Here is a 22,043-nt window from a genome sequence, read left to right on the forward strand (position 1 = left end):
AAGGATAGTAAAGGAGGTTTTCGATTGAATTTTCAGCCAACACAACTGAATGAACGTGTCGCGACCATTGATATAATCCGAGGCTTTAGTTTATTAGGGATACTGCTCGTGAATATTTTTGGGTTTTATTTGCCTCAGCCATACATTATGTTAAACGAGTGGTTTACCGAAGCGATTGATATCATTTGGCATCAGGCATTAGATATTTATGTGCAAAGTAGCTTTTACCCATTATTTTCAATGTTGTTCGGATATGGGTTAGCGATGCAGTATATGAAGGCACAGCGCGTGGGTACGAACTTTTATAAATTTGCCCCGAAGCGTCTACTCATTTTATTTGTTGTAGGGATGCTACATGCGCTACTACTATGGTGGGGTGACATTATCGCGATGTATGCTTTTTGTGGTTTTTTTGTCATTGCACTTATGCGCAAAAACAGCGGAGTGTTACTAACAATTGCACTCATTTTACAGATGTTAATGCACGGCCTTTATATATTGCTGTTTAGTATGCAAGGCATATTAAATGCAGAAATGACCGAGACAGCAGTAGATATCCAAAGGGTACAAAATGCCATTACCGCTTATGCTACAGGTGGATACATAGATGCTTTTATGCAACGCTTACATGATTTATCTATGCAGATGAGCTTTTTAATGTGGTTCAGTTCGTTATTTATGATTTTACCGTTTATGCTCATTGGGGCGGCTGCAGCGAAGTGGCAATTAATCGAACGCGCAAAAGAGTTAAAAGGATTATGGATTACGCTTGCGATTGTGGCAACAGTAGTTGGTTTATTTATTAAAAGTGCACCAACGACATTTTCGTATACGTATTTACTGTATTATTTAAAAATTTATGTAGGTGGACCGATTCTTTCGGTTGGGTACATCGCTATTTTCGTCGTGCTATGTTTCGTTCCAGCTATCGTCAAGGTATTATCACCACTTGCTAAAATAGGGCGTATGTCGATGACGATGTATATTTTACAATCAGTCATTTGTACGACGATCTTTTATAATTATGGCTTTGGCCTTTACGGGAAAATTGATGTACCAACAGCCGTGTACATTGCGGTAGGCATTTTTGTTGTACAAATCATTTTAGCGGAGCTATGGCTATCGAAGTTTAAGCAAGGTCCACTTGAAGCAGCGGTGAAGAAATTAACTTATAGAAAAATGTATTCAGAAAAGTGAGGAAATTCCTAAAGGTTTGATGTATGATGTAGAAAAAAGAAGGAGCGCTTTAACACTATGAAACTATTATCGTTTAAGCTAGACGGAAAAGTAAAATTCGGACCAAAAGTAAAAAAAGAAGAAGCCGTATGGGACGTTTTAAAAATTCAGGAGGAGTTAAATGTTCTTCCATCATTCCCGTCTACGATTATTGACGGTATTTCACTAGGTTTCGACTTTGTAGAAAAGATGCGTAAATTAGTCGAAGCAGCTAAACAAAGCGATAAAGTCGAAGCATTTAAGTATACATTTACAGAAATTGAGTGGCTTGCCCCAATTCCGCGTACACCGAAAAATATTTTATGTGTCGGAAAAAACTACAATGAGCACGCAGTGGAGATGGGCGCAGAAAAAGCACCTGAAAATATTATGATTTTCACGAAATCACCAACAGCGATTGCAGCAGATGGTATGACGTTACCAATTCATGCAGATAAAACAGATTCACTGGATTATGAAGGGGAATTAGCCATTGTCATCGGGAAGCGTGGTCAAAATATCCCGAAAGCAATGGCGTTTGATTACATTTTTGGTTACACAATTGGCAATGATCTTTCAGCACGTGATATCCAATACCGTCACGGTCAGTTCTTCTTAGGGAAAAGCTTAGATGGTACATGCCCACTTGGCCCATATCTTGTATCAAAAGATGAGATTCCAAATCCACAAAATCTTTCAATCGTAACGAAAGTAAATGGGGCATTACGTCAAAATGGTTCAACGAAGGATATGATGTTCTCAGTAGTGGATATTATTTCGCTTGTCTCGCAATATGTCACGCTTGAGCCGGGCGATGTGATTTTAACAGGTACTCCAGAAGGCGTAGGAAAAGGTATGACACCACCGCAATATTTAAAAGCGGGCGATGAAGTGAAAGTATCTATTGAAGGAATCGGTACGCTAGTAAATCGTTTTGAATAGTTTAGGAGAGAGTCGCTGAAGGGCGGCTCTTTTTTTGACGAGGGAATTTGTGTGTGAATCAATTTTGCTTGGATAGTTTTGCCTGTTTGCGATGTTTTTTTGCTCGGATAGATTATTCTTTTGCCCGTATACAATAACGTTTTGCTCATATAGAGGGTTGCTCTAACAATGGACTTCTTTTTGACACAAAATGTAGCTTACTATACAATCATTAAAATCGTATTCATTGAATCACATAATCTCGCATGGTAGGATATAGCATGTAAAGAAAAAGTATGAGGTGGGGACAATATGAGCTTTTTAGCAAGCACTACGCATCTGCACATTACGACTTGGGTAGTTGCATTAATTCTATTCTTTATCGCTGCTGTTTCAGCGAAGAAGCTGACAGGCGTACAAATGGCGTTACGCGGTGTGTATATTTTAATGATCATTACGGGTGGTGCGCTATTTATGGAGCATCGTGAAACAGTTGCTCTTGCAAATAATGGTAGTGGTATGCTATATGATATGAAAGTATTATTTGGTATCCTTGTCATTGGCTTTATGGAAATGATTTTAGCGCGTAAAAACAAAGGGAAGTCAGTTAATATTTTTTGGATTCTATTTGCAATCGTATTATTAGTTACATTATATTTAGGTTTAAGTGGCGGAATTGGCTTTAATTTATTCTAATCGACATAGGGGCTGTCCGAAAAGTGTTACTTTTACGGACAGTGCTTCGTTCCTATGTTAAATATCCGCTGCAGGCGGTGCTTCTGCGGTGGTAGAAATAAAATTTCCACCATCCTCGGCGCAAAGGGAGTGTCCCAGAATTACTTCTCGGACACTCCCTTTTTAGTTGTCACTGATTTGACGCATATTGAACTGTTTATTTAGCAAAACTTTATCCATAGGGGCTGAAATTTTGGTAAAATGACGATGGATTGGTTTGAGGGAGAGGATTAATTTGAAATGTAAAAAATGGATTAGTACAGCTGCCGCGAGTATGTTATTGGCAACTAGCTTATTTGCAACCCCTATGCAAGCCGAGGAAACTCGTACCATTGCAGACGAAAGTATATATGATGTGCTAGTAGACCGCTACTTCAACGGTTCTGGCAAAAACGATGAACATGTAAATACACAAGATCCAACGCAATTTGCGGGTGGAGACTTTATTGGTTTAGTAAGCCGAGGCGATCATATTGTAAAGCTTGACTATACGATTGTATCGATTGGGTCAATTTTTGCGACAGAAAAATACGACGGCTCTATGCCAATCAGTTATACAGCGTTAGAACCTCATTTTGGAACAGCAGAAGAGTTAACAACAGCAGTTGATTATTTTAATGACAACGACATAAAAGTGATGGTGGATTTCCCATTATCGAATGTCAGTGCCAATCATGAATGGACAAAAAATGCTGGTTGGGTGACTTCAACAGCTAATGGTCAGGCGCAATTCGATTTAGCAAATCCAGAGGTACAAGCGGCTTTAAAGACGGCGCTTGTTGAATTTGTGTCGGCATATGACTGTGGTGGTGTACGTCTCACAAACATAGACGGTGCGAGTGAAGCGTTTTTAAATGAGTTAATTGCAGCAGTGAAAGCAGTAGATGACACAATCTATGTGATCGCGAATGGTGAAAGCACTGCGAATTTTGATGCTGATTTCCATGAAGATACACATAGTTTATTAAAAGAAGCGTATAAAGATGTGGATTTAACAGCTGAACATGTCACAAAATATGCGACAAGTGGCGATAAACCATCACAGCTATTTATTGATTCGATTTGGACAAATCGCTTTACATATGATGTGATGGAAGGTGGTAATAAGTATCCACCAAACCGCTTACCATTAGCATTGACTGCCACTTTATTAATGCCAGGTGTAGCCGTTACACAGTACGGAACTGAAATTGGCATGAACGGTGAGGTAGGTCCAGAATCACATCAATATTATAATTTTAAAACAGATGAAGAATTAGTGGACATAGTTGCTAATATTCAATCATTGCGTAATCAATCATGGACTTTACGTAATGGTGAATTTAATATCCTAAAAAACGAAGACGGATTTTTAGCATTTGAGCGCAAATCAGATGAGGAACATTGGATTATTGTCATTAACAATACGAGTGTAACGAATCGTGTAAACTTATCGGCTGATGTAATTGGTGAAGATAAAGAACTGCGCGGCATGTTTGAAAGTGATATTATCCGTGTGAATAAGAACGGTGATTATCCGATTATTTTAGACCGTGAAATGTTTGAAATGTATCAGGTCATTGACAAAACAGGCATTAATATATCCTATATGATTGCATTGGCTGGTGTGTGGATTTTATTTACAGCCTTTATCATTGTTATTGTAAAACGTGGACGTAAGCGCCAAGGATCATAAAATTTAAAACGATTTCGGACAATTGTGCCGAAATCGTTTTTTTGTTTCCTTGTATTTCCAAAAATATTGCAAATTTATGAATCTATTAAAAAAGATAGAAAATCATAAGAGCATGAATATTGCAATTCAATATAAAAGGGTTTATCGTATAGGAGTTGTCTAACAAGTAGACGTCATACCTTTAAATTCAGAAAACTTTGTTAATACATTTATTGTTAGGGACATACATAGTATTAACTAAAATTGTTATGTCTAGAAGTTGAATAGTCATTCATTTAAGAGGATGAAGGTAAATAAATATATAAAATTATGTATTTTTATACACACGGAAGTATATTTTATACTTTTTTTAGAACATCAACTTCCTGTATAGATAAAATGGTTTACCAAAAAAATATCTATAATTCTCTTGGATGTGCTATCAATTTAGAGTGTTAAAGCGTTTTTTTCTAAAAATAACCATTTAGGAAGCTTGAAAGTTCAAATCTCTATGTTATTTCAGAATAATTCTAATTGTATATATTGACGAAGCCTATTTTTTAAATGTATAATTCAAAACAATATAAATAATGTTTAAGATTACGAAATATTCGAGAACTGAAGTGAAATTTGAATGTGCTTTTATAGATAGAATTTTCTGAATGTTCTAATCTATAAATGTTTTTTGAAAGGAGTAATAATTTGAAAACGTCAGAGGAACTTTTAAAGATTAACGATTTACATACAGGCTTCCGAATTGGCGATACGTATTTTAATGCGGTTGATGGCGTTTCTTTTACATTGCGTAAAAATGAAATTTTAGCCATTGTAGGAGAGTCAGGTTGCGGAAAAAGTACGTTGGCGACATCAATTATTGGCTTGCATGATCATAATAAAACACGTGTTCAAGGTGAAATACTGTTTAAAAATAAAAATTTAGCGCGTATGACAGAAGAAGAGTTCAATGAAGTGCGTGGCCTAGATATTGGTATGATATTCCAAGATCCACTTTCGGCTTTAAACCCATTAATGCGTATTGGAGAGCAAATTGAAGAAGGTTTGATTTATCATACGAATTTAACGAAGGAGCAACGTCGAGAACGTGTACTTGAGCTTTTAGGCCAAGTAGGTATTCCCAATCCTCCACGTGTTGCTAGACAGTTCCCGCACCAATTATCAGGTGGAATGCGTCAACGTGTGATTATTGCCATTGCCATTAGTTGTAAGCCACAAATTATTATTGCGGACGAGCCGACAACAGCGCTTGATGTAACGATTCAAGCACAAATTTTAGATTTACTTATTGAGCTGCAACAGGAAACGGAAGCAGGGATTATTTTAATTACACATGACTTAGGTGTTGTAGCTGAAGTAGCGGATCGCGTAGCCGTGATGTATGCAGGGCAGATTATTGAATTAGCACCAGTCGAAGAGCTATTTACAAACCCGAAACACCCATATACGCGCTCACTGTTTAACTCAATACCACAAATGAATAGTCAAGATGAAAAGTTAAATGTCATTGAAGGAATTGTGCCTTCATTAATGAAACTGCCACGTACAGGCTGCCGATTTGCGCCACGTATTTCGTGGATTCCACAGTCAGCACACGAAGATAACCCACAGTTACATGAAATTTCAGAAGGACATTTCGTTAGATGCTCATGTTATAAACACTTTTACTTTAAAGGCGAAGAAGGAGGACGAACATCATGAGTTTTATGCAAATAAATGATTTAAAAGTCCATTACCCAATTCGCGGCGGGTTTTTTAATCGAGTAGTGGATCATGTTTATGCTGTAGATGGCGTAACGATGGAATTTGAACGGGGCAAAGCATATGGTTTAGTTGGAGAATCTGGTTGTGGCAAATCGACAACAGGGAAATCGATTATTGGGTTAGAGAAGATTACATCAGGCGCTATTATGTATGAAGGTGAAAACGTTACCAATCGTCGCCGTGATCGAAATTCAGCTTATAACCGTGATATTCAAATGATTTTCCAAGATTCCACGTCAGCGATGAATCCACGTAAACGTGTTCAAGATATTTTAGCGGAGCCAATTCGTAACTTTTTAAGTTTAACACCGCAAGAAGAAACAAAAAAAATTAGTGAATTATTGGCCATAGTGGGGATGCCGGAAGATGCAAAATTAAAATACCCACATGAGTTTTCAGGTGGTCAAAAGCAGCGTTTGGGGATTGCTCGTGCGATGGCGACGAATCCTAAATTAATCATTGCAGATGAACCCGTATCAGCACTTGACTTATCTGTACAAGCACAAGTGTTAAACTTTATGAAGGATATTCAAAATGAATATGGCTTAAGTTATTTATTTATTTCACATGATCTTGGGGTCGTAAAGCACATGTGTGATTATATCAACATTATGTATAAAGGTCGCTTTGTTGAAACAGGTACGAAGCATGAAATTTATAATAATCCACAACATATTTATACGAAGCGATTATTATCTGCCATTCCGGATATAACACCGACTGGGCGTGAAGAACGTAAACGTGAGCGTATCGAAGTAGAGCGCCATTATCAGAAGGAACATGCGAAGTACTTTGATGACAATGGACGGGTGTTTGATTTAGTACCTATTTCAGCTACACATTTTGTAGCGGCTACATCTTCAACTGCACAAGTGAAGGAGGGAATCTAATATGTGGAAAACGATAGTTCGACGTTTTTTAATTATGATTCCACAATTATTTGTTTTAAGTTTAATTATTTTTGTTATGGCGCAGTTTATGCCGGGGGATCCATTTACTGGTAAGATTACACCGGAAACAGACCCTGCTCGTATTGAAGAATTACGTGAACAAGCGGGTTTAAATGATCCATGGTATCAACAATATGCTCGTTGGATTGGCAATGCATTCCAAGGTGATTTTGGTAATAGTTATACGTATAAAATTGAAGTGTCCACTTTAATTGGTGAACGTGCAATCAACACATTTTGGTTGTCATTACTAAGTGCTATTTTTCTATATGCTATTGCTGTACCACTTGGGGTACTAGCTGGTCGTTATAACGATTCATTATTTGATCGTGGTGTTATTTTATATAGCTTTATTAGTTTTGCGATTCCAACATTCGTATTAGCATTAATTTTCTTATATATTTTCGGCTACCAATTAGGTTGGTTCCCGACAAGTGGCTCAGTTGATGTGACACAGGAGCCAGGAACATTTGGCTATACGATGAGTAAAATTTACCATATGTTACTACCTGCTATTACGTATGCGGTTTTAGGGACGACGGCTATTATTCAATATTTACGGACAGAAGTTGTTGATGCGAAAACGATGGATTATGTACGTACAGCGCGTAGTAAAGGGATTCCAATGCGTAAAGTATATACGCGTCATATCTTCCGTAACTCGTTATTACCAGTTGCAGCATTCTTTGGTTTTACAATTACAGGTTTATTAGGTGGATCGATTTTCATCGAAACGATTTTTGCCTTCCCGGGTATGGGACAACTGTTTATTTCATCGATTGCATCTCGTGACTACAGTGTCATTACGGCACTTGTTATGTTATATGGCTTCTTAGCGTTATTAGGTAGTCTATTATCCGATATTATTATGAGTATTGTTGACCCACGAATTAGGATTGAATAGACCATACTAATGTTAAGGAGAGGTGAAAAACAAGTGGCTAAACAAAACAATAATCAAGCAGTTAGTGCTCCTCCTACAGGTATGCAAGTCGTATGGAGAGAGTTTAAAAAAGATAAAGTAGCGTTATTTTCGCTGATCGGTTTAATTATTGCAATCGTTGGTATTTTTATTTGGGCGACATTTTTTATCGACCAAGATTCGGTCATGCGTATTTCTTTACGTGATAAATTCGCAGAGCCAGGAGCTAAGTACTTATTAGGTGCTGATGCTGGTGGCCGTGATATTTTAGGTCAACTCATTGTTGGTGCACGTAACTCCATCATGATTGCCATTGCCATTACGATTATTACAGGTGTTTTTGGTATTTTAGTAGGTTTAGCATGCGGTTACTTTGGTGGCTGGATTGATAATATGTTCATGCGTATTATTGACTTCTTCATTACGATTCCATCAACGATGATTATTATTGTATTTATCACTATCGTACCAAAGTTAACAGTTACATCTTTTATCCTCATTATGAGTATATTTATGTGGACAGGAACAGCCCGTCTGGTGCGTTCCAAAGCACTTTCTGAAAGCAGACGTGATTATATTAATGCGTCGAAAACGCTTGGTACCAATGACTTCGTAATTATTTTGAAGGAAATGATGCCAAACTTAAGTTCGATTTTAATCGTGGAGCTAACATTAAACTTTGCTGGAAATGTTGGGATTGAGACTGGTTTATCGTATCTTGGATTCGGTTTACCACCATCTACACCATCTCTAGGAACACTTGTAAGTTATGCCAATAACCCGCTTGTTTTATCACAATATTGGTGGGTATGGCTACCGGCTGCTCTAACCATTTTATTATTAATGTTAGGCATTAACTATGTAGGTCAAGCATTACGTCGTGCAGCCGATGCAAAACAACGATTAGGTTAATAATACAAACATAAGGACATGCATTTTAGTCCTTATGCTTACGGTTAATTAACTAAAAATTAGTTATTTTCGATCCGTACAATAAATAAAATGGTTTATATTTACATACTACCATAATTACCAGATAAAGGTAAGTGTGTTGAGTATAAAAAAGCTGGGTAGATAAATATTTTTCCAGCGTAATAAAAAGGGAGGAAAACAATATGAAGAAAAATTGGTCACTTCTAGCGATGTTACTGGCAGTCCTTTTCGTATTAGCTGCATGTGGTAGCAAAGATGAAGGTACAAACGACAAAGACAATGGTACAAATGATGGTGAGAATACTGCTGAAGAGTTAGCGTTCCCGTCATCAATTGAAAACGAAGGGGAAGCAATCAAAGGTGGAACATTAATGGTTGCGATGCAAAAAGATGAGCCATTCCAAGGGATTTTCTCTTACTCACTTTATGAAGATGCATATGATGATTATTTAATGTATTTTGCTTCGAACAAAATCTTCGAAACTGACGGTGACTTCTTAATCACTGACAAAGGGATTGCAAGCTATGAAATCACTTCTCAAGAAGAAGGGAACAATGTAGTAACAATCAAAATTCGTGAAGGCGTAAAGTGGTCTGATGGTGAACCACTTAAAATTGAAGACTTAATCTTACCTTATTATATTATCGGTCATAAAGATTACACGGGCGTACGTTATGATGGAGATTTCCAAAATATCGTTGGTGCCGAAGAATACCACGCTGGTACAGCTGAAACAATTTCAGGTGTAGTAAAAGTAGATGAAACAACATTAGAATTACACTTAAAAGATATTACACCTGGTTTAGCATCAGTTGGTGACGGTCTTTTATACTATGCAGAGCCTAGCCATATTTTAGGTGATGTTCCGGTTGCTAATTTAGTTGGAAACGATGCCATTCGTAAAAATCCTGTAACGCTTGGTGCATTCGTAGTGGATAAAGTAGTTGCGGGTGAATCTGTACAATATAAAGCAAATGAACACTACTGGAAAGGGAAGCCAAAATTAGATGGCGTTATCGTAAAAGTAGTACCATCTTCTTCTATCGCGAAAGCATTAGAGGCGGGTGAATATGATGTAGCTTTAGCATTTGGCTCTTCTAAATACCCTGAAGTGGAAGGGTTAACAAATATTGATATGTTAGCACGTCCTGAGCTTTACTATTCTTACTTAGGATTCAAACTTGGTAAATATGATTACCAAAATAGCAAAGTCATTACGGACCTTGAAGGTTCAAAAATGGGTGATGTAAACTTACGTAAAGCAATGGCATATGCGCTTAACGTAGAAGAAGTAACAGAAGTATTCTATGAAGGTTTACGTAGCCGCGCGAACGCAATCGTGCCACCGGTGTTCTCTTCATTCCATCCAAGTGATTTAGAAGGGTACAACTACGATCCTGAAAAAGCACAAGCATTATTAGATGAAGCTGGTTATAAAGACGTTGATGGTGATGGTATCCGTGAAGATAAAAACGGTCAACCATTTGAAATCAAATTTGCTACAATGTCTGGTGACGACGTGGCAGAACAAATTTCTGCATACTGGTTACAAAACTGGGAAGAGGTTGGTTTAAAGGTAGTATACACAACTGGTCGTACAATTGAGTTCAACTCATTCTATGATAAAGTACAAGCGGACGATCCAGAAATCGATATCTTCATGGGGGCATGGGGTGTAGCTTCAAATCCATCTCCATCAGGTGCGTATAGTGATGTTGCACAATATAATCTTTCTCGTTACACGACTGAAGAGTTACAAACAACTTTAGATAATATTGACTCAGCTAAATCATTTGATACGGACTATCGTGCAGAGCAATTTGCGAAATTCGAAGAAATGATTTTCGAAGGTGCATCTGTAGTACCAATAATGTATCGTTTAGAGCTTACTCCGGTAAATAAACGTGTGAAAAACTGGGATATTGACTATGCGAACGAAACAATTACAAACTTACAAGATGTTGAGTTAACGGCTGACGCACCAATTAAATAATAGGCATCAGTAAACGAATAATCCCTTCCTTGCTTTAGGCGAGGAAGGGATTGTTTTTATTTAAAGATAAGAAAGTATAAAATTTTTCTAGTTTAAAGTGTGTCTAGGCATTCGCATCAAAATTTATTTTGCCACGAAAGCGTAAGCGGGCGCGAATGCACTTTTCTTATAAATGTAAGCGATCAGCAAGGAATTTACCAATGCCATCTTCGTTATTGCTCAGTGTGATTTCATTTGCGATGGATTTGAGTTCATCAATCCCATTGCTCATAGCAACACCAATTCCTGCATAATCAATCATTTCTAAATCATTATCTTCATCACCAAACGCGATAATACGGTCACGAGGAATTTCTAAATCATGTGCTACTTTTGAGATGCCGACTGCTTTATTTAATCCTTTACGAACGATTTCAATAATCGGGAAGGGTGCGCCCCATTTGCGGTGCTCGATTAGCTCTGCATGCACATCTTGCAGATGCTTGCGAATAAGCGGGACATTATGTTCATCTGCTTGGATTAATAAGCTTGTTGGGTCTTCCGGGAGGTTAAACTTTAAGTTGCCTGTTGTGACGCGTGGATTCCCCGTATTAAAAATATTTAATAGCGTATCATTTTCATTATGCAAGTAGACATCGTCGATGACTTCTGCAATTAAATTTTGATAATGGAATTTGTGCATAGAATCTACTACATCATGCACAACGCTCATTGCGATAGGGGAGTGCATTTCGCCCCATGCTCGATTGAGTGGATGATGTGTAAAAGCACCGTTAAAGTTGACGATTGGTGTTGTTAAATTTAACTCACTATAATAGAGCTGGCTTGCACGGAATGGACGACCTGTTGCAATCATCACTTGATGTCCAGCTTCCCTTGCTTTTTCAAGTATTTGTTTTGTATATGGTGAAATGGTTTGGGTATCCGTTAGTAATGTCCCGTCTAAATCTAATACAATTAAATGTTGTTTCATGTAGGAAAACTCCTTTCTACGTTCGTTCAATTTTATCGTCTTTTCTTTTCCCTCGTCAAAATATTGTACCCATTTTGACCACAATTTTGATACGCTTGTCATATAAAGTTCGTTGAGGAGTGAATTTATTGTTTGTGCAAAGAGAAGTGTGGAACAATATCCCACTATTACATGTATATAATGAAGAAATAAAACAAGATGCACCCATTGTACTTTTTCTACACGGCTTTATGAGTGCAAAAGAGCATAATCTGCACTATGCATATAATTTGGTAGAGAAAGGTATTCGGGTGATATTGCCCGATGCGCCTTTGCACGGAGAGCGCGTTGAAAATGTATCTGAATTGCAAATGAATGCTGCTTTTTGGCGGATCGTTCTAAAATATGTGAAGGAAGTGCAAGAAATTTACGAGGAGCTACAAGGGCGAGGGTTTAACGGCAAAATCGGTGTAATCGGTACATCAATGGGCGGCATTACGACAACAGGTTGCTTAAAAAAATATGACTGGATTGATGCAGCGGGTGTGTTGATGGGGGCTGTTAACTATACAGAAATGGCACAGTTTCAAATAAAACAACTAGAGGAGCAAGGAATAGATGTGCCAATGACGGCAGAGCAACAACAGGCTATGTTAGAAGTGTTACAGGAGTATAATGTGACAACGAATCTTGCTATTTTTGAGCGTATTCCGGTTGTTTTTTGGCATGGTCAAAAGGATCCGGTTGTTCCATTTCAAATGACGTATCCATTTTATGATACACTTGTGCAACAAGGAAGAGCGCAAACGGTTCGGTACATAGTAGACGAAAAAGCAGGGCATGCTGTATCTCGAGCAGGTGTGTTAGCTGTAACAGACTGGTTAGCACAACATTTGGCATAAATCGCAACTTTTGATATGATTACAATACATTCTAATGTGAAAGGAAGATACAAGCAATGGCAATCGATCAAGATATGAAAGATAGCATGTTAGGTGCTTTAGAAAATGTAATTGACCCTGAGTTAGGAATTGATATTGTCAACTTAGGTTTAGTATATGATGTAGATTTAAATGAAGAAGGCTTAGCTATTGTAACGATGACGCTGACGTCAATGGGCTGTCCATTAGGGCCAGTTATTGTTGACCAAGTGAAAACGGCTTTAGGTGAGTTACCAGAAGTAAAAGAAACAGAAGTAAATATCGTATGGCAACCAGCCTGGTCTAAAGATATGATGTCGCGTTACGCGAAGATGGCTTTAGGCGTTCGTTAAAACTAAAAAATCCGCCATCGCGGAATTCAGACTATAGACAAAGTCGATTTTTTCGACTTTGTCTATTATTTTTTTATTCGGTTTTAGAGAAGGAGACAAAAGGTTCATATTGTCGGATTCCGTGACATTATTAGATGGCTTGATTATCTTTATAGTCAAATTTACAAATAATTCGTGAATTTTTAATATGATATTTACCATGTACACTTGGCACCAAGTTAAGCTAGAAATGATAGTGGTAGATAAGGATAGGTGAAGGTATAGAAGTAATCAATTAAGTTTTAAAAGCAGAGATGAACATGCTTTCTAGTGCAAACATTGGATGAAATGGTACAAGAGGAGTTGTAAAAAAATCAGCATCACTCTGAGTATGGAAATTTCTATTTTGGATTTTGGATGGACTTGTTGCGTAAAGAAATAGAGCAAAAGCCCATGGTAAACGGTCAAAAAGCTATGGTATCCGAGCAAAAAGTCGCTGCATCCGGTCAAAACGTTACCGTATCAGGGCAAAACTAAATTAGCGAAGAAAGAGGCGTGAAAAAGTGAAGAAATTACACCAAGTAAAAAGTGAAATAATGCTTTCAGATGAGCCATCCGTACATGAAACAGCTCAAGTAGCCAATAGTACGGCAGGTGTTTATACGTCGGTTGGCCCATTCAATGAAATCGTGGAGTCGCATATTGGCGATTATACATATACGATGGGAAATGTCACGATTAATTATACAGAAATCGGTAAATTTTGTTCCATTGCATCACATGTTTGTATCAATCCTGTAAATCATCCAATGGATCGAGTCACACAACATCACATGACATATCGACGTGTTTCGTATGATTTTGCCAAAACAGATGATCAAGAGATTTTTCAATGGCGACGTTCTCATCGAGTGAAAATTGGTCATGATGTTTGGATTGGTCATGGTGCTATTATTATGAAAGATGTCACAATCGGAGATGGAGCAGTGATTGCTTCAGGTGCAGTTGTAACAAAAGATGTTGAACCATATACCATTGTAGGTGGTGTTCCAGCTAAAAAGATTAAAGATCGTTTTCCGAAAGAGATTGCTGAGAAGCTTCAGCAAATTGCATGGTGGGATTGGTCAAGAGAACAGTTAGAAGAACGCTTTGAGGAATTGAATGACTTAGACCATTTTTTAGAGACATACGCTCAATAATTATCAGTACTTATTTTCGATATACAGTTGAATCAGTACATGTTAACTTGCAGTAGACAAAGTCGATTTTTTCGACTTTGTCTATTGTTTTTTATTGTTACTTTATAAGTCAGTGTTAGTAAAAATAGTTTAATACCAGTTTATAGTGTCTAATAAAAATAATTTGTCGACATTCTGAAATTCCTGTTAGTCAATACGACAAATGTTTAACGGACAGTTTTCACACGCGATGTTATCTTTTAAAAACTGTAAATCATGTATCGTAATATAGCTTTTATTAAATGTGATGATGTTCTGATTTTTTAAATCATTGAGCATACGGTTAATCATTTCGCGACTTGTTGCACAAAGGTTAGCAATTTCTGTATTTGTTAACGGGAAATTAATAAATACGTCGTTGTTAGAACGAAAATCGCCGTACGTATTGGCAAGTCTGATGAGTGTTGAGAACAATGCGCCTTTTTTTCCGTTTAGCACTAAATCACGCAGACGACTTTGATGTTTTAAATTTTCAACTTGTAGCCATTTTAAATACTCCATCAATAGAGGTGGGTTTTCAGAGAGTAAAAATTCAAAGGTATCTGTGTGAAGTGCAAGTAAATGCGTTGGTTCAAGTGCTTTTGCAGTTGTTGCATGATAACGTGTCTTGCAAAATATTGAATTTTCACCGATGATAGCATCTGTCCCACAAATGCGAATTGTCAGCTCCTTACCACTTTCGGTTTCTTTGCTTATTTGGATTGCACCACTTCGCACGAAAAAGATATTTTCAGCTCGTTCATCTTCACGGAAAATATAATTTCCTTTATCCACTTTAATAGCCAAACCGTGATCTTCAAATAAATCATAAATTTTCATCGGCATACTGTTTAGAGCAACGATAACAATCACATCCTTTTCTTAAGATAACAACTTAAGATTTCACCAACAGTTCATCTAAATTTCACTTAGATTTCACTATATATAAAATGATAACATATGTTAATTGGGAATTAGAGTAAATTTTTTGTGAAGGATTATTTTGCTTTTTTTAAAAAATCGTTTTATAATCAAATTAGTCAAAGATGGTCAAACTTTTTGGAGGGATGAACATGCAATTTACACAAACACAAGATAATCGTCCGCCGCTAGAGCAGTTTGGGCGTAACTTAATTGAGGAAGTAAAAAACGGGAAGATGGATCCGGTGATTGGCCGTGATGAAGAAATTCGCAATGTCATTCGTATTTTGACACGAAAAACGAAAAATAACCCTGTATTAATCGGTGAACCGGGTGTTGGGAAAACAGCCATTGTAGAAGGATTAGCGCAACGTATCGTGAGAAAAGATGTACCAGAAGGTTTAAAGGATTGCTTGTTATACGAACTGGATATGAGCGCTTTAATTGCTGGTGCAAGTTATCGTGGGCAATTTGAAGAACGTCTAAAAGGTGTACTGAAGCAAGTAAAAGAATCGGAAGGCAGTATTATTTTATTTATCGATGAAATTCACACGATTGTGGGCGCAGGGAAAACAGACGGTGCGATGGATGCAGGCAATATGTTAAAGCCGATGCTTGCACGTGGTGAATTACATTGTATTGGTGCGACAACACTTGATGAGTATCGTATGTACATTGAGAAAGATCCAGCGCTTGAGCGTCGATTCCAACAAGTGATGGTACGAGAACCTTCTATAGAAGATACCGTGTCGATTTTACGTGGACTGAAAGAACGTTTTGAATTGCACCATGGCGTCCGCATTCATGACCGGGCAATTATTGCAGCAGCTGAGCTATCGAATCGTTATATTACAGAGCGCTTTTTGCCTGATAAAGCGATTGACTTAATTGATGAGGCTTGTGCAATGATTCGTACAGAAATTGATTCCATGCCGCAAGAATTAGATATGGTGACGCGCCGTTTAATGCAGTTAGAAATTGAGGAGCAAGCCCTTCGCAAAGAAAAGGATGAAGCGAGTAAAAAGCGCTTAGCAGCTTTGCAAGAGGAAATTGTGAAGCTACGTACTTCTACTGAACATATGCGTCAGCAGTGGGAGCTTGAAAAAAACGGTCTGCAAACGATTCAGAAAAAGCGTGAGCAACTTGATAAATACCGCCGTGATTCGGAAGATGCCCAAACACGTGGTGATTATAATAAGGCAGCAGAATTACAATACAGCAAAATTCCTTCATTAGAAAAGGAAATTGCAGCACTTGAGACAGAGCTTGTGACAACAGCTGATAAACGCATTTTACGCGAAGAAGTAACAGCGGAAGAAATCGCATCCATTGTTTCACGTTGGACAGGGATTCCCGTAACAAAACTAGTAGAGGGAGAGCGCGAGAAGCTACTTCGCTTAAAGGAAACGTTACATGAGCGAGTTGTCGGTCAAGATAATGCCGTGACATTAGTAACCGAAGCGGTATGGCGGGCACGTTCCGGTATTAAAGATCCAACAAAACCGATTGGCTCCTTCTTATTTTTAGGACCAACAGGTGTCGGGAAAACAGAATTAGCAAAAGCGCTTGCTGCACAATTATTTGACTCAGAAGATCATTTCATCCGTATCGATATGAGTGAATATATGGAGAAGCATAGTGTATCGCGTCTTGTTGGGGCACCTCCTGGTTATATTGGCTATGAAGAAGGTGGGCAGTTAACGGAGGCAGTTCGACGTAATCCGTATTCGGTTGTGTTACTTGATGAAATTGAAAAAGCGCATCCCGATGTAGCAAATATTTTACTGCAAATTTTAGATGATGGCCGCATTACGGATTCGCAAGGTCGTATTGTGAATTTCTCTAACACAGTGGTCATTATGACGTCAAACATTGGTTCACAGCATTTATTAAATCCAACGGAAGAAGGTTCGGAAGATTTAATTATGATGGCGCTTCGCCAACATTTTAAACCGGAACTTTTAAACCGAGTGGATGATATTATTACATTCCATGCACTGTCGAATGAGCATTTTGGTGCGATTGTCTGTAAGTATGTATCGCAGCTAGAGAAACGTGTAGCTGAGCAAGAGATCAAGCTCGTAGTCGATGATGCGGTTATTGCGTTTGTAGTAGAGCACGGTGCCGACCCGCAGTTTGGTGCACGTCCATTAAAACGTTTTGTACAACGTTATTTAGAAACAATCGTTGCTAAAGAGTTATTACGTGGAGAAGTGACGCCAGGAGATACGCTACATTTAATAGTAGAAAATGATGAAATTGTTGTGAAATTTTAATGGTTTTCACCTCCTTTGGGTATGTTATAGACAAAGGAGGTTTTTTTTATGGATAAAAAAGAAATCAAACAATTGCCAAAGTGGAACAAATTGGACAATCCGGATATGGTCAATACAGAAAAGCCTAGTTTGTTTGATATGTATGAGGATATGCAGACGGTAGATGCAGTCCCTGTAGAAGAGTTAAATGATCGATTAAAAGCTGAAAAAGATATCATTCCTACAACAACAACGGCTGATGCGGAACGACAAATATAAGAAAACAGGTGGCAATTCACCTGTTTTTATTATGGGAAAATAAATAATAAGCGCAAAATATAAATGGGATTCAGTTAACAGTGGCAACATGGATGCATATGCAGTCAACAAACTAAGTATTGTATCTCAAACATAAAAAAACGCCCCTACACGGAGCGCTTTCTAATTAATGATGTTCAGCGTGTTCTGGGCTACCTGGAAGAATAGCTGCAACAATAAACACGATTACTGCAAATGCTACAGAAACGATTACACCAGTCATGAAATCGAATGGTACGTTTAATACTGAACTTACTACGTAGTTTAACATAGAAATTAGTAGGAATGACCATACAAACGTCATAATATATTGCATCAAATTCACCTCATAAACATTATTCTATATATTTATTTAGTTTTATACCTCAACTATCATAACACAGGTTGTGAAAAAAGAAAAACAAACTTTTAAAAACATTTCTTGAACATTGTGAAAAATTTTCCGTTGTATAATGTTTTTTTATGAGCTATAATTATGACCAACTACTAAACGTTAGTGTAAAAGGGGGATATTTTATGGGTGTAGGTATTATTGGATTGGGGAAATATGTTCCTGAAAAGGTACTGACAAACCATGATTTAGAAAGTGTACTAGACACAACAGATGAATGGATTCGCTCTAGAACGGGGATTGAAGCAAGACATATTGCTGCAGATGATGAAAATACTTCGCATATGGCGATTAAGGCAACACAAATAGCCATTGACAATGCGGGCATTAAGCCTGAACAAATCGGCTTAATTTTAGTTGCAACAGTTTCGCCAGATCAAGGATTTCCAAGTGTAGCATGCCAATTAACAGAGCATTTTGGGATACAATGCGCGGCGATGGATATTGCAGCAGCATGTTCAGGTTTTATTTATGGGCTTGTAACAGCACAGCAATTCCTTGAAAATAACAGTTATGAATATGTATTAGTAGTAGGTGTTGAAAAACTATCGAAAGTAACGGACTGGAATGACCGTAACACGGCTATTTTGTTTGGTGATGGAGCGTGTGCTGCCGTGATGACAAAAGTATCTGAAGGGCGCGGCATTCTGGCATCTGAATTAGGTGCAGACGGTTCAGGTGGTAAGCATTTATATTTAAATGAAGAAAATCATATTGCCATGAATGGGCGTGAAGTATTTAAATTTGCAGTACGCCAAATGGGAGAGTCTGCCGTTCAAGTATTGGAAAAGGCTGGTTTACAGAAAGAAGATTGCGATTTCTTAATACCACACCAAGCGAATATTCGGATTATGGAAGCAGCTCGTGAACGACTGAATTTACCTGAAGAGAAAATGTCAAAAACGGTGCATAAGTACGGAAACACATCAGCAGCTTCGATTGGGTTATCATTAGCAGAAGAGCTTGAACAAGGTAAAATAAAAGATGATGATATAGTTGTCCTTGTCGGTTTTGGCGGTGGCTTAACATGGGGCGCTGTCACAATTCGATGGGGTAAATAAGAGGGGGATTATGTATGACAAAGCGTAGAGTAGTAGTAACAGGAATTGGGGCTGTCACGCCACTTGGCAATACAGTTGAAGATACATGGGCTGCAGCGAAAGCAGGAACATCAGGTGTTGGTCCACTAACACGCGTTGATGCAGAAAAATTCTCAGCTAAAGTGGCTGCGCAAGTAAACGATTTTGATATTGAGCAGTTCGTTGAACGTAAAGAAGCGCGAAAAATGGATCGCTTTACACAGTATGCCATTGCAGCATCACTCATGGCATATAAAGATTCAGCATTAGAAATTAATGAATCGAATGCTGCACGTGTTGGTGTATGGATTGGATCAGGTATTGGCGGAATGGAAACGTATGAACAGCAGTTTTTAACATTCCAAGAACGTGGAGCAAGACGTGTAAGCCCGTTCTTCATTCCGATGATGATTCCAGATATGGCTTCGGGGCAAGTATCGATTTATCTTGGTGCAAAAGGACCTAACTCATGCTCGGTAACAGCTTGTGCATCAGGGACAAACTCGATTGGGGATGCGTTTAAAGTAATCGAGCGCGGCGATGCGGATGTTATGTTTACAGGTGGAGCAGAGGCGCCAATCGTGAATATGGCAATTGCCGGTTTTACAGCGAATACGGCGTTAACAACGAATGCAGACCCAGCGACAGCATCACGTCCATTCGATAAAAACCGTGACGGCTTTGTTATTGGTGAAGGTTCGGGTATGCTTGTTTTAGAAGAATTAGAGCATGCAAAAGCACGTGGAGCAAAAATTTATGCGGAAGTACTTGGCTACGGTGCGACAGGAGATGCACATCATATTACAGCACCAGCACCGGAAGGCGAAGGTGCAGCGCGTGCAATGAATATGGCTTTATCGACTGCTGGGGTAAATCCAGAACAAGTAGATTATATTAATGCACACGGTACAAGTACACCGTACAATGATTTATTTGAAACATTAGCGGTAAAATCGGTGTTTGGTGAGCATGCATATAAACTAGCGATGAGCTCAACAAAGTCGATGACAGGACATTTACTTGGGGCAGCTGGTGGTGTCGAAGCAATCTTTACAGTATTAGCGTTAAAAGAAGGCATTTTACCACCGACAATTAATTTACAAGAACAAGATCCAGAGTGTGACTTAGATTACGTACCGAATGAGGCGCGTCAAGTAAACATCGAATACGCGATGAGCAATTCATTAGGATTTGGTGGACATAACGCAAGTCTTTTATTCAAAAAATATGAATAAATTAGTACCAGTGGTGTATCTTTGCACCACTGGTTTTTTCATTAAAGGAAAAGCCACCTCTAAGAAAGAGATGACTTTTTGATAGAAAGGATGTTTAGTTGTTTCGCTTTGTCCTTTTTTTATTAAGCTATGGTTTGTGTGTAGCGTCCATTACGCAATGTATTTTGTATTTAAATTACCGGACGCTCGGTTATTCATGGCATGCAGTGATAAAATTTTTACTGCAAACAGTGGAGTTATATATTGCACTTGGTTCACTCATTGTGATGTTTGCGGTCATTTACGATCTCGGTATATGGCGTTCTTCCTAAGAGCATTATTTACGTTTACGACCGAGTCCCATCGCATTTTCCATCTTTTTTAGTGTTTTATGGGCTATGGCATTTGCTTTAGCGGCACCTTCATCTAAAATAGCATCTAGCTCAGGTGAGTCGATGAGTGCGTAATAACGCTCTTGAATCGGTGTTAAGTGCTCAATGACAGCAGCAGCAACACCCGCTTTAAAATCACCGTACCCTTTACCTTCGTATTTCTTTTCTAAATCAGCAATCGATACACCTGATAAAGCAGATTCAATTGTTAACAAATTCGATACACCTGGTTTGTTTTCAATATCATATTTGACAATACCTTCAGAGTCTGTAACAGCAGACTTAATTTTCTTCTCGATTTCTTTTGGTGTGTCAAGAAGACGGATTGTTGCTTTTGTATTTGTGTCAGACTTGCTCATTTTTTTCGTTGGTTCTTGTAATGACTTAATGCGTGCGCCTTCTTTTGGTAATTGGATGTCTGGGATAGTTAAAACATCATTGTAGCGCTTGTTAAAACGTTCAGCAAGATCACGTGTGAGCTCAATATGCTGCTTTTGGTCATCTCCAACCGGTACAATATTTGTATTATATAAAAGAATATCTGCTGCCATTAACGGTGGATAGGTTAAAAGAGCCGCTGATACAGATTCTTTGCCGTGTGACTTATCTTTAAATTGTGTCATACGCTCTAATTCACCGATTGACGCAACGCACTGTAAAATCCAACCAGCTTGTGCATGTGCAGGAACCTCGGATTGAATAAATAAAATTGATTTTTTCGGATCAATCCCAACGGCAATATACATCGCAGCTAAACTACGAATGTTTTTACGTAGCTCTAACCGGTCTTGTGGTACTGTAATGGCGTGTTGGTCTACGATGCAATAAATGGCTTGTCCCTCGTCTTGTAAGGCGGGAAATTGCTTAATTGCACCAATGTAATTGCCTAATGTAATAGTTCCTGTTGGCTGTACACCAGAGAAAATAGTTGTCATAAAAAATCCTCCTT

The 22,043-nt window shown here is 38.2% G+C and carries 21 protein-coding genes; 17 read left to right on the forward strand and 4 right to left on the reverse strand.

What is annotated here, in order from left to right:
• Window positions 1–24: 24 nt before the first annotated feature.
• The 9 genes from ACQQ2I_RS03645 (at window position 25) to ACQQ2I_RS03685 (ending at window position 11,103) form a co-directional block, all read left to right on the forward strand.
• Entirely contained in the window at window positions 25–1,197 is a 1,173-nt protein-coding gene (locus ACQQ2I_RS03645) for a DUF418 domain-containing protein (RefSeq protein ID WP_431029222.1), read from the forward strand.
• Window positions 1,198–1,254: 57 nt separating this feature from the next.
• Window positions 1,255–2,157 (forward strand): fumarylacetoacetate hydrolase family protein, encoded by a 903-nt coding sequence (locus ACQQ2I_RS03650; RefSeq protein WP_431029223.1) that lies wholly within the window; start codon window positions 1,255–1,257, stop codon window positions 2,155–2,157.
• Window positions 2,158–2,448: 291 nt separating this feature from the next.
• Window positions 2,449–2,832: a YisL family protein gene (locus ACQQ2I_RS03655; protein WP_431029224.1), complete on the forward strand. Its 384-nt coding sequence runs from the start codon at window positions 2,449–2,451 to the stop codon at window positions 2,830–2,832.
• Between the two features lie 274 nt (window positions 2,833–3,106).
• A complete protein-coding gene (locus ACQQ2I_RS03660) occupies window positions 3,107–4,546 on the forward strand; it encodes an alpha-amylase family glycosyl hydrolase (protein ID WP_431029225.1) in 1,440 nt (479 codons plus the stop codon).
• 681 nt (window positions 4,547–5,227) lie between these two features.
• Entirely contained in the window at window positions 5,228–6,241 is a 1,014-nt protein-coding gene (locus ACQQ2I_RS03665; protein ID WP_431029226.1) for an ABC transporter ATP-binding protein, read from the forward strand.
• Window positions 6,238–7,194 (forward strand): ATP-binding cassette domain-containing protein, encoded by a 957-nt coding sequence (locus ACQQ2I_RS03670; protein WP_431029227.1) that lies wholly within the window; start codon window positions 6,238–6,240, stop codon window positions 7,192–7,194. The genes ACQQ2I_RS03665 and ACQQ2I_RS03670 overlap by 4 nt, the downstream gene beginning before the upstream one ends.
• Window position 7,195: 1 nt before the next feature.
• A complete protein-coding gene (gene opp4B / locus ACQQ2I_RS03675) occupies window positions 7,196–8,158 on the forward strand; it encodes an oligopeptide ABC transporter permease (RefSeq protein WP_431029228.1) in 963 nt (320 codons plus the stop codon).
• 9 nt (window positions 8,159–8,167) lie between these two features.
• Window positions 8,168–9,088 carry an ABC transporter permease gene (locus tag ACQQ2I_RS03680; RefSeq protein ID WP_431029230.1) on the forward strand — a complete coding sequence of 307 codons (921 nt, stop codon included), beginning with the start codon at window positions 8,168–8,170 and terminating at the stop codon, window positions 9,086–9,088.
• Between the two features lie 203 nt (window positions 9,089–9,291).
• Complete coding sequence (locus ACQQ2I_RS03685) at window positions 9,292–11,103, forward strand: oligopeptide ABC transporter substrate-binding protein (RefSeq protein ID WP_431029231.1); 1,812 nt, start codon at window positions 9,292–9,294, stop codon at window positions 11,101–11,103.
• Between the two features lie 166 nt (window positions 11,104–11,269).
• Here ACQQ2I_RS03685 and ACQQ2I_RS03690 read toward each other — a convergent pair whose 3' ends face one another.
• Window positions 11,270–12,076 (reverse strand): Cof-type HAD-IIB family hydrolase, encoded by an 807-nt coding sequence (locus tag ACQQ2I_RS03690; RefSeq protein WP_431029233.1) that lies wholly within the window; start codon window positions 12,074–12,076, stop codon window positions 11,270–11,272.
• Between the two features lie 134 nt (window positions 12,077–12,210).
• Here ACQQ2I_RS03690 and ACQQ2I_RS03695 point away from each other — a divergent pair, with 134 nt between their 5' ends.
• The 3 genes from ACQQ2I_RS03695 to ACQQ2I_RS03705 all read left to right on the forward strand — a co-directional run bounded on the left by ACQQ2I_RS03695 (window position 12,211) and on the right by ACQQ2I_RS03705 (window position 14,506).
• Window positions 12,211–12,957, forward strand: a complete 747-nt coding sequence (locus ACQQ2I_RS03695) for an alpha/beta fold hydrolase (protein ID WP_431030443.1) — start codon at window positions 12,211–12,213, stop codon at window positions 12,955–12,957.
• Window positions 12,958–13,013: 56 nt separating this feature from the next.
• Window positions 13,014–13,328 (forward strand): metal-sulfur cluster assembly factor, encoded by a 315-nt coding sequence (locus tag ACQQ2I_RS03700; protein WP_431029234.1) that lies wholly within the window; start codon window positions 13,014–13,016, stop codon window positions 13,326–13,328.
• A 542-nt stretch (window positions 13,329–13,870) separates the two neighbouring features.
• On the forward strand, window positions 13,871–14,506 hold the full coding sequence (locus ACQQ2I_RS03705) for a DapH/DapD/GlmU-related protein (protein ID WP_431029235.1): 636 nt from the start codon (window positions 13,871–13,873) through the stop codon (window positions 14,504–14,506).
• 186 nt (window positions 14,507–14,692) lie between these two features.
• Here ACQQ2I_RS03705 and ACQQ2I_RS03710 read toward each other — a convergent pair whose 3' ends face one another.
• Window positions 14,693–15,397, reverse strand: a complete 705-nt coding sequence (locus ACQQ2I_RS03710) for a Crp/Fnr family transcriptional regulator (RefSeq protein ID WP_431029236.1) — start codon at window positions 15,395–15,397, stop codon at window positions 14,693–14,695.
• 200 nt (window positions 15,398–15,597) lie between these two features.
• Here ACQQ2I_RS03710 and ACQQ2I_RS03715 point away from each other — a divergent pair, with 200 nt between their 5' ends.
• Entirely contained in the window at window positions 15,598–17,721 is a 2,124-nt protein-coding gene (locus ACQQ2I_RS03715; protein WP_431029237.1) for an ATP-dependent Clp protease ATP-binding subunit, read from the forward strand.
• A 48-nt stretch (window positions 17,722–17,769) separates the two neighbouring features.
• The gene (locus ACQQ2I_RS03720) at window positions 17,770–17,979 is read left to right on the forward strand and encodes a hypothetical protein (protein ID WP_431029238.1); all 210 of its coding nucleotides are present in this window, start codon (window positions 17,770–17,772) and stop codon (window positions 17,977–17,979) included.
• 166 nt (window positions 17,980–18,145) lie between these two features.
• Here the strand turns inward: ACQQ2I_RS03720 and ACQQ2I_RS03725 are convergent, their stop codons facing one another.
• Window positions 18,146–18,334, reverse strand: coding sequence for a YjzD family protein (locus ACQQ2I_RS03725; RefSeq protein ID WP_391375552.1), 189 nt, complete (start codon window positions 18,332–18,334; stop codon window positions 18,146–18,148).
• A gap of 200 nt (window positions 18,335–18,534) precedes the next feature.
• Here ACQQ2I_RS03725 and ACQQ2I_RS03730 point away from each other — a divergent pair, with 200 nt between their 5' ends.
• From ACQQ2I_RS03730 to ACQQ2I_RS03740, 3 genes are all read left to right on the forward strand, one after another.
• On the forward strand, window positions 18,535–19,470 hold the full coding sequence (locus ACQQ2I_RS03730) for a beta-ketoacyl-ACP synthase III (RefSeq protein ID WP_431029239.1): 936 nt from the start codon (window positions 18,535–18,537) through the stop codon (window positions 19,468–19,470).
• A gap of 14 nt (window positions 19,471–19,484) precedes the next feature.
• Window positions 19,485–20,723, forward strand: a complete 1,239-nt coding sequence (fabF, locus tag ACQQ2I_RS03735; RefSeq protein ID WP_431029240.1) for a beta-ketoacyl-ACP synthase II — start codon at window positions 19,485–19,487, stop codon at window positions 20,721–20,723.
• Window positions 20,724–20,821: 98 nt separating this feature from the next.
• On the forward strand, window positions 20,822–21,034 hold the full coding sequence (locus ACQQ2I_RS03740; RefSeq protein ID WP_431029241.1) for a hypothetical protein: 213 nt from the start codon (window positions 20,822–20,824) through the stop codon (window positions 21,032–21,034).
• 5 nt (window positions 21,035–21,039) lie between these two features.
• Here the strand turns inward: ACQQ2I_RS03740 and trpS are convergent, their stop codons facing one another.
• Window positions 21,040–22,029 (reverse strand): tryptophan--tRNA ligase, encoded by a 990-nt coding sequence (trpS, locus tag ACQQ2I_RS03745; protein WP_431029242.1) that lies wholly within the window; start codon window positions 22,027–22,029, stop codon window positions 21,040–21,042.
• Between the last annotated feature and the right edge of the window lie 14 nt (window positions 22,030–22,043).

It is taken from the genome of Lysinibacillus sp. LZ02, assembly GCF_050613145.1.
Classification (GTDB): Bacteria; Bacillota; Bacilli; order Bacillales_A; family Planococcaceae; genus Lysinibacillus_B.

What these genes read in the sequence shown, in the direction of transcription:
- trpS (WP_431029242.1), bottom strand. Translation starts at nt 22,029, where the DNA reads ATGACAACTATTTTCTCTGGTGTACAGCCAACAGGAACTATTACATTA.
- ACQQ2I_RS03685 (WP_431029231.1), top strand. Translation starts at nt 9,292, where the DNA reads ATGAAGAAAAATTGGTCACTTCTAGCGATGTTACTGGCAGTCCTTTTC.
- ACQQ2I_RS03655 (WP_431029224.1), top strand. Translation starts at nt 2,449, where the DNA reads ATGAGCTTTTTAGCAAGCACTACGCATCTGCACATTACGACTTGGGTA.
- ACQQ2I_RS03700 (WP_431029234.1), top strand. Translation starts at nt 13,014, where the DNA reads ATGGCAATCGATCAAGATATGAAAGATAGCATGTTAGGTGCTTTAGAA.
- fabF (WP_431029240.1), top strand. Translation starts at nt 19,485, where the DNA reads ATGACAAAGCGTAGAGTAGTAGTAACAGGAATTGGGGCTGTCACGCCA.
- ACQQ2I_RS03725 (WP_391375552.1), bottom strand. Translation starts at nt 18,334, where the DNA reads ATGCAATATATTATGACGTTTGTATGGTCATTCCTACTAATTTCTATG.
- ACQQ2I_RS03680 (WP_431029230.1), top strand. Translation starts at nt 8,168, where the DNA reads ATGTTAAGGAGAGGTGAAAAACAAGTGGCTAAACAAAACAATAATCAA.
- ACQQ2I_RS03730 (WP_431029239.1), top strand. Translation starts at nt 18,535, where the DNA reads ATGGGTGTAGGTATTATTGGATTGGGGAAATATGTTCCTGAAAAGGTA.
- ACQQ2I_RS03690 (WP_431029233.1), bottom strand. Translation starts at nt 12,076, where the DNA reads ATGAAACAACATTTAATTGTATTAGATTTAGACGGGACATTACTAACG.
- ACQQ2I_RS03715 (WP_431029237.1), top strand. Translation starts at nt 15,598, where the DNA reads ATGCAATTTACACAAACACAAGATAATCGTCCGCCGCTAGAGCAGTTT.
- ACQQ2I_RS03720 (WP_431029238.1), top strand. Translation starts at nt 17,770, where the DNA reads ATGGATAAAAAAGAAATCAAACAATTGCCAAAGTGGAACAAATTGGAC.
- ACQQ2I_RS03670 (WP_431029227.1), top strand. Translation starts at nt 6,238, where the DNA reads ATGAGTTTTATGCAAATAAATGATTTAAAAGTCCATTACCCAATTCGC.
- ACQQ2I_RS03650 (WP_431029223.1), top strand. Translation starts at nt 1,255, where the DNA reads ATGAAACTATTATCGTTTAAGCTAGACGGAAAAGTAAAATTCGGACCA.
- opp4B (WP_431029228.1), top strand. Translation starts at nt 7,196, where the DNA reads ATGTGGAAAACGATAGTTCGACGTTTTTTAATTATGATTCCACAATTA.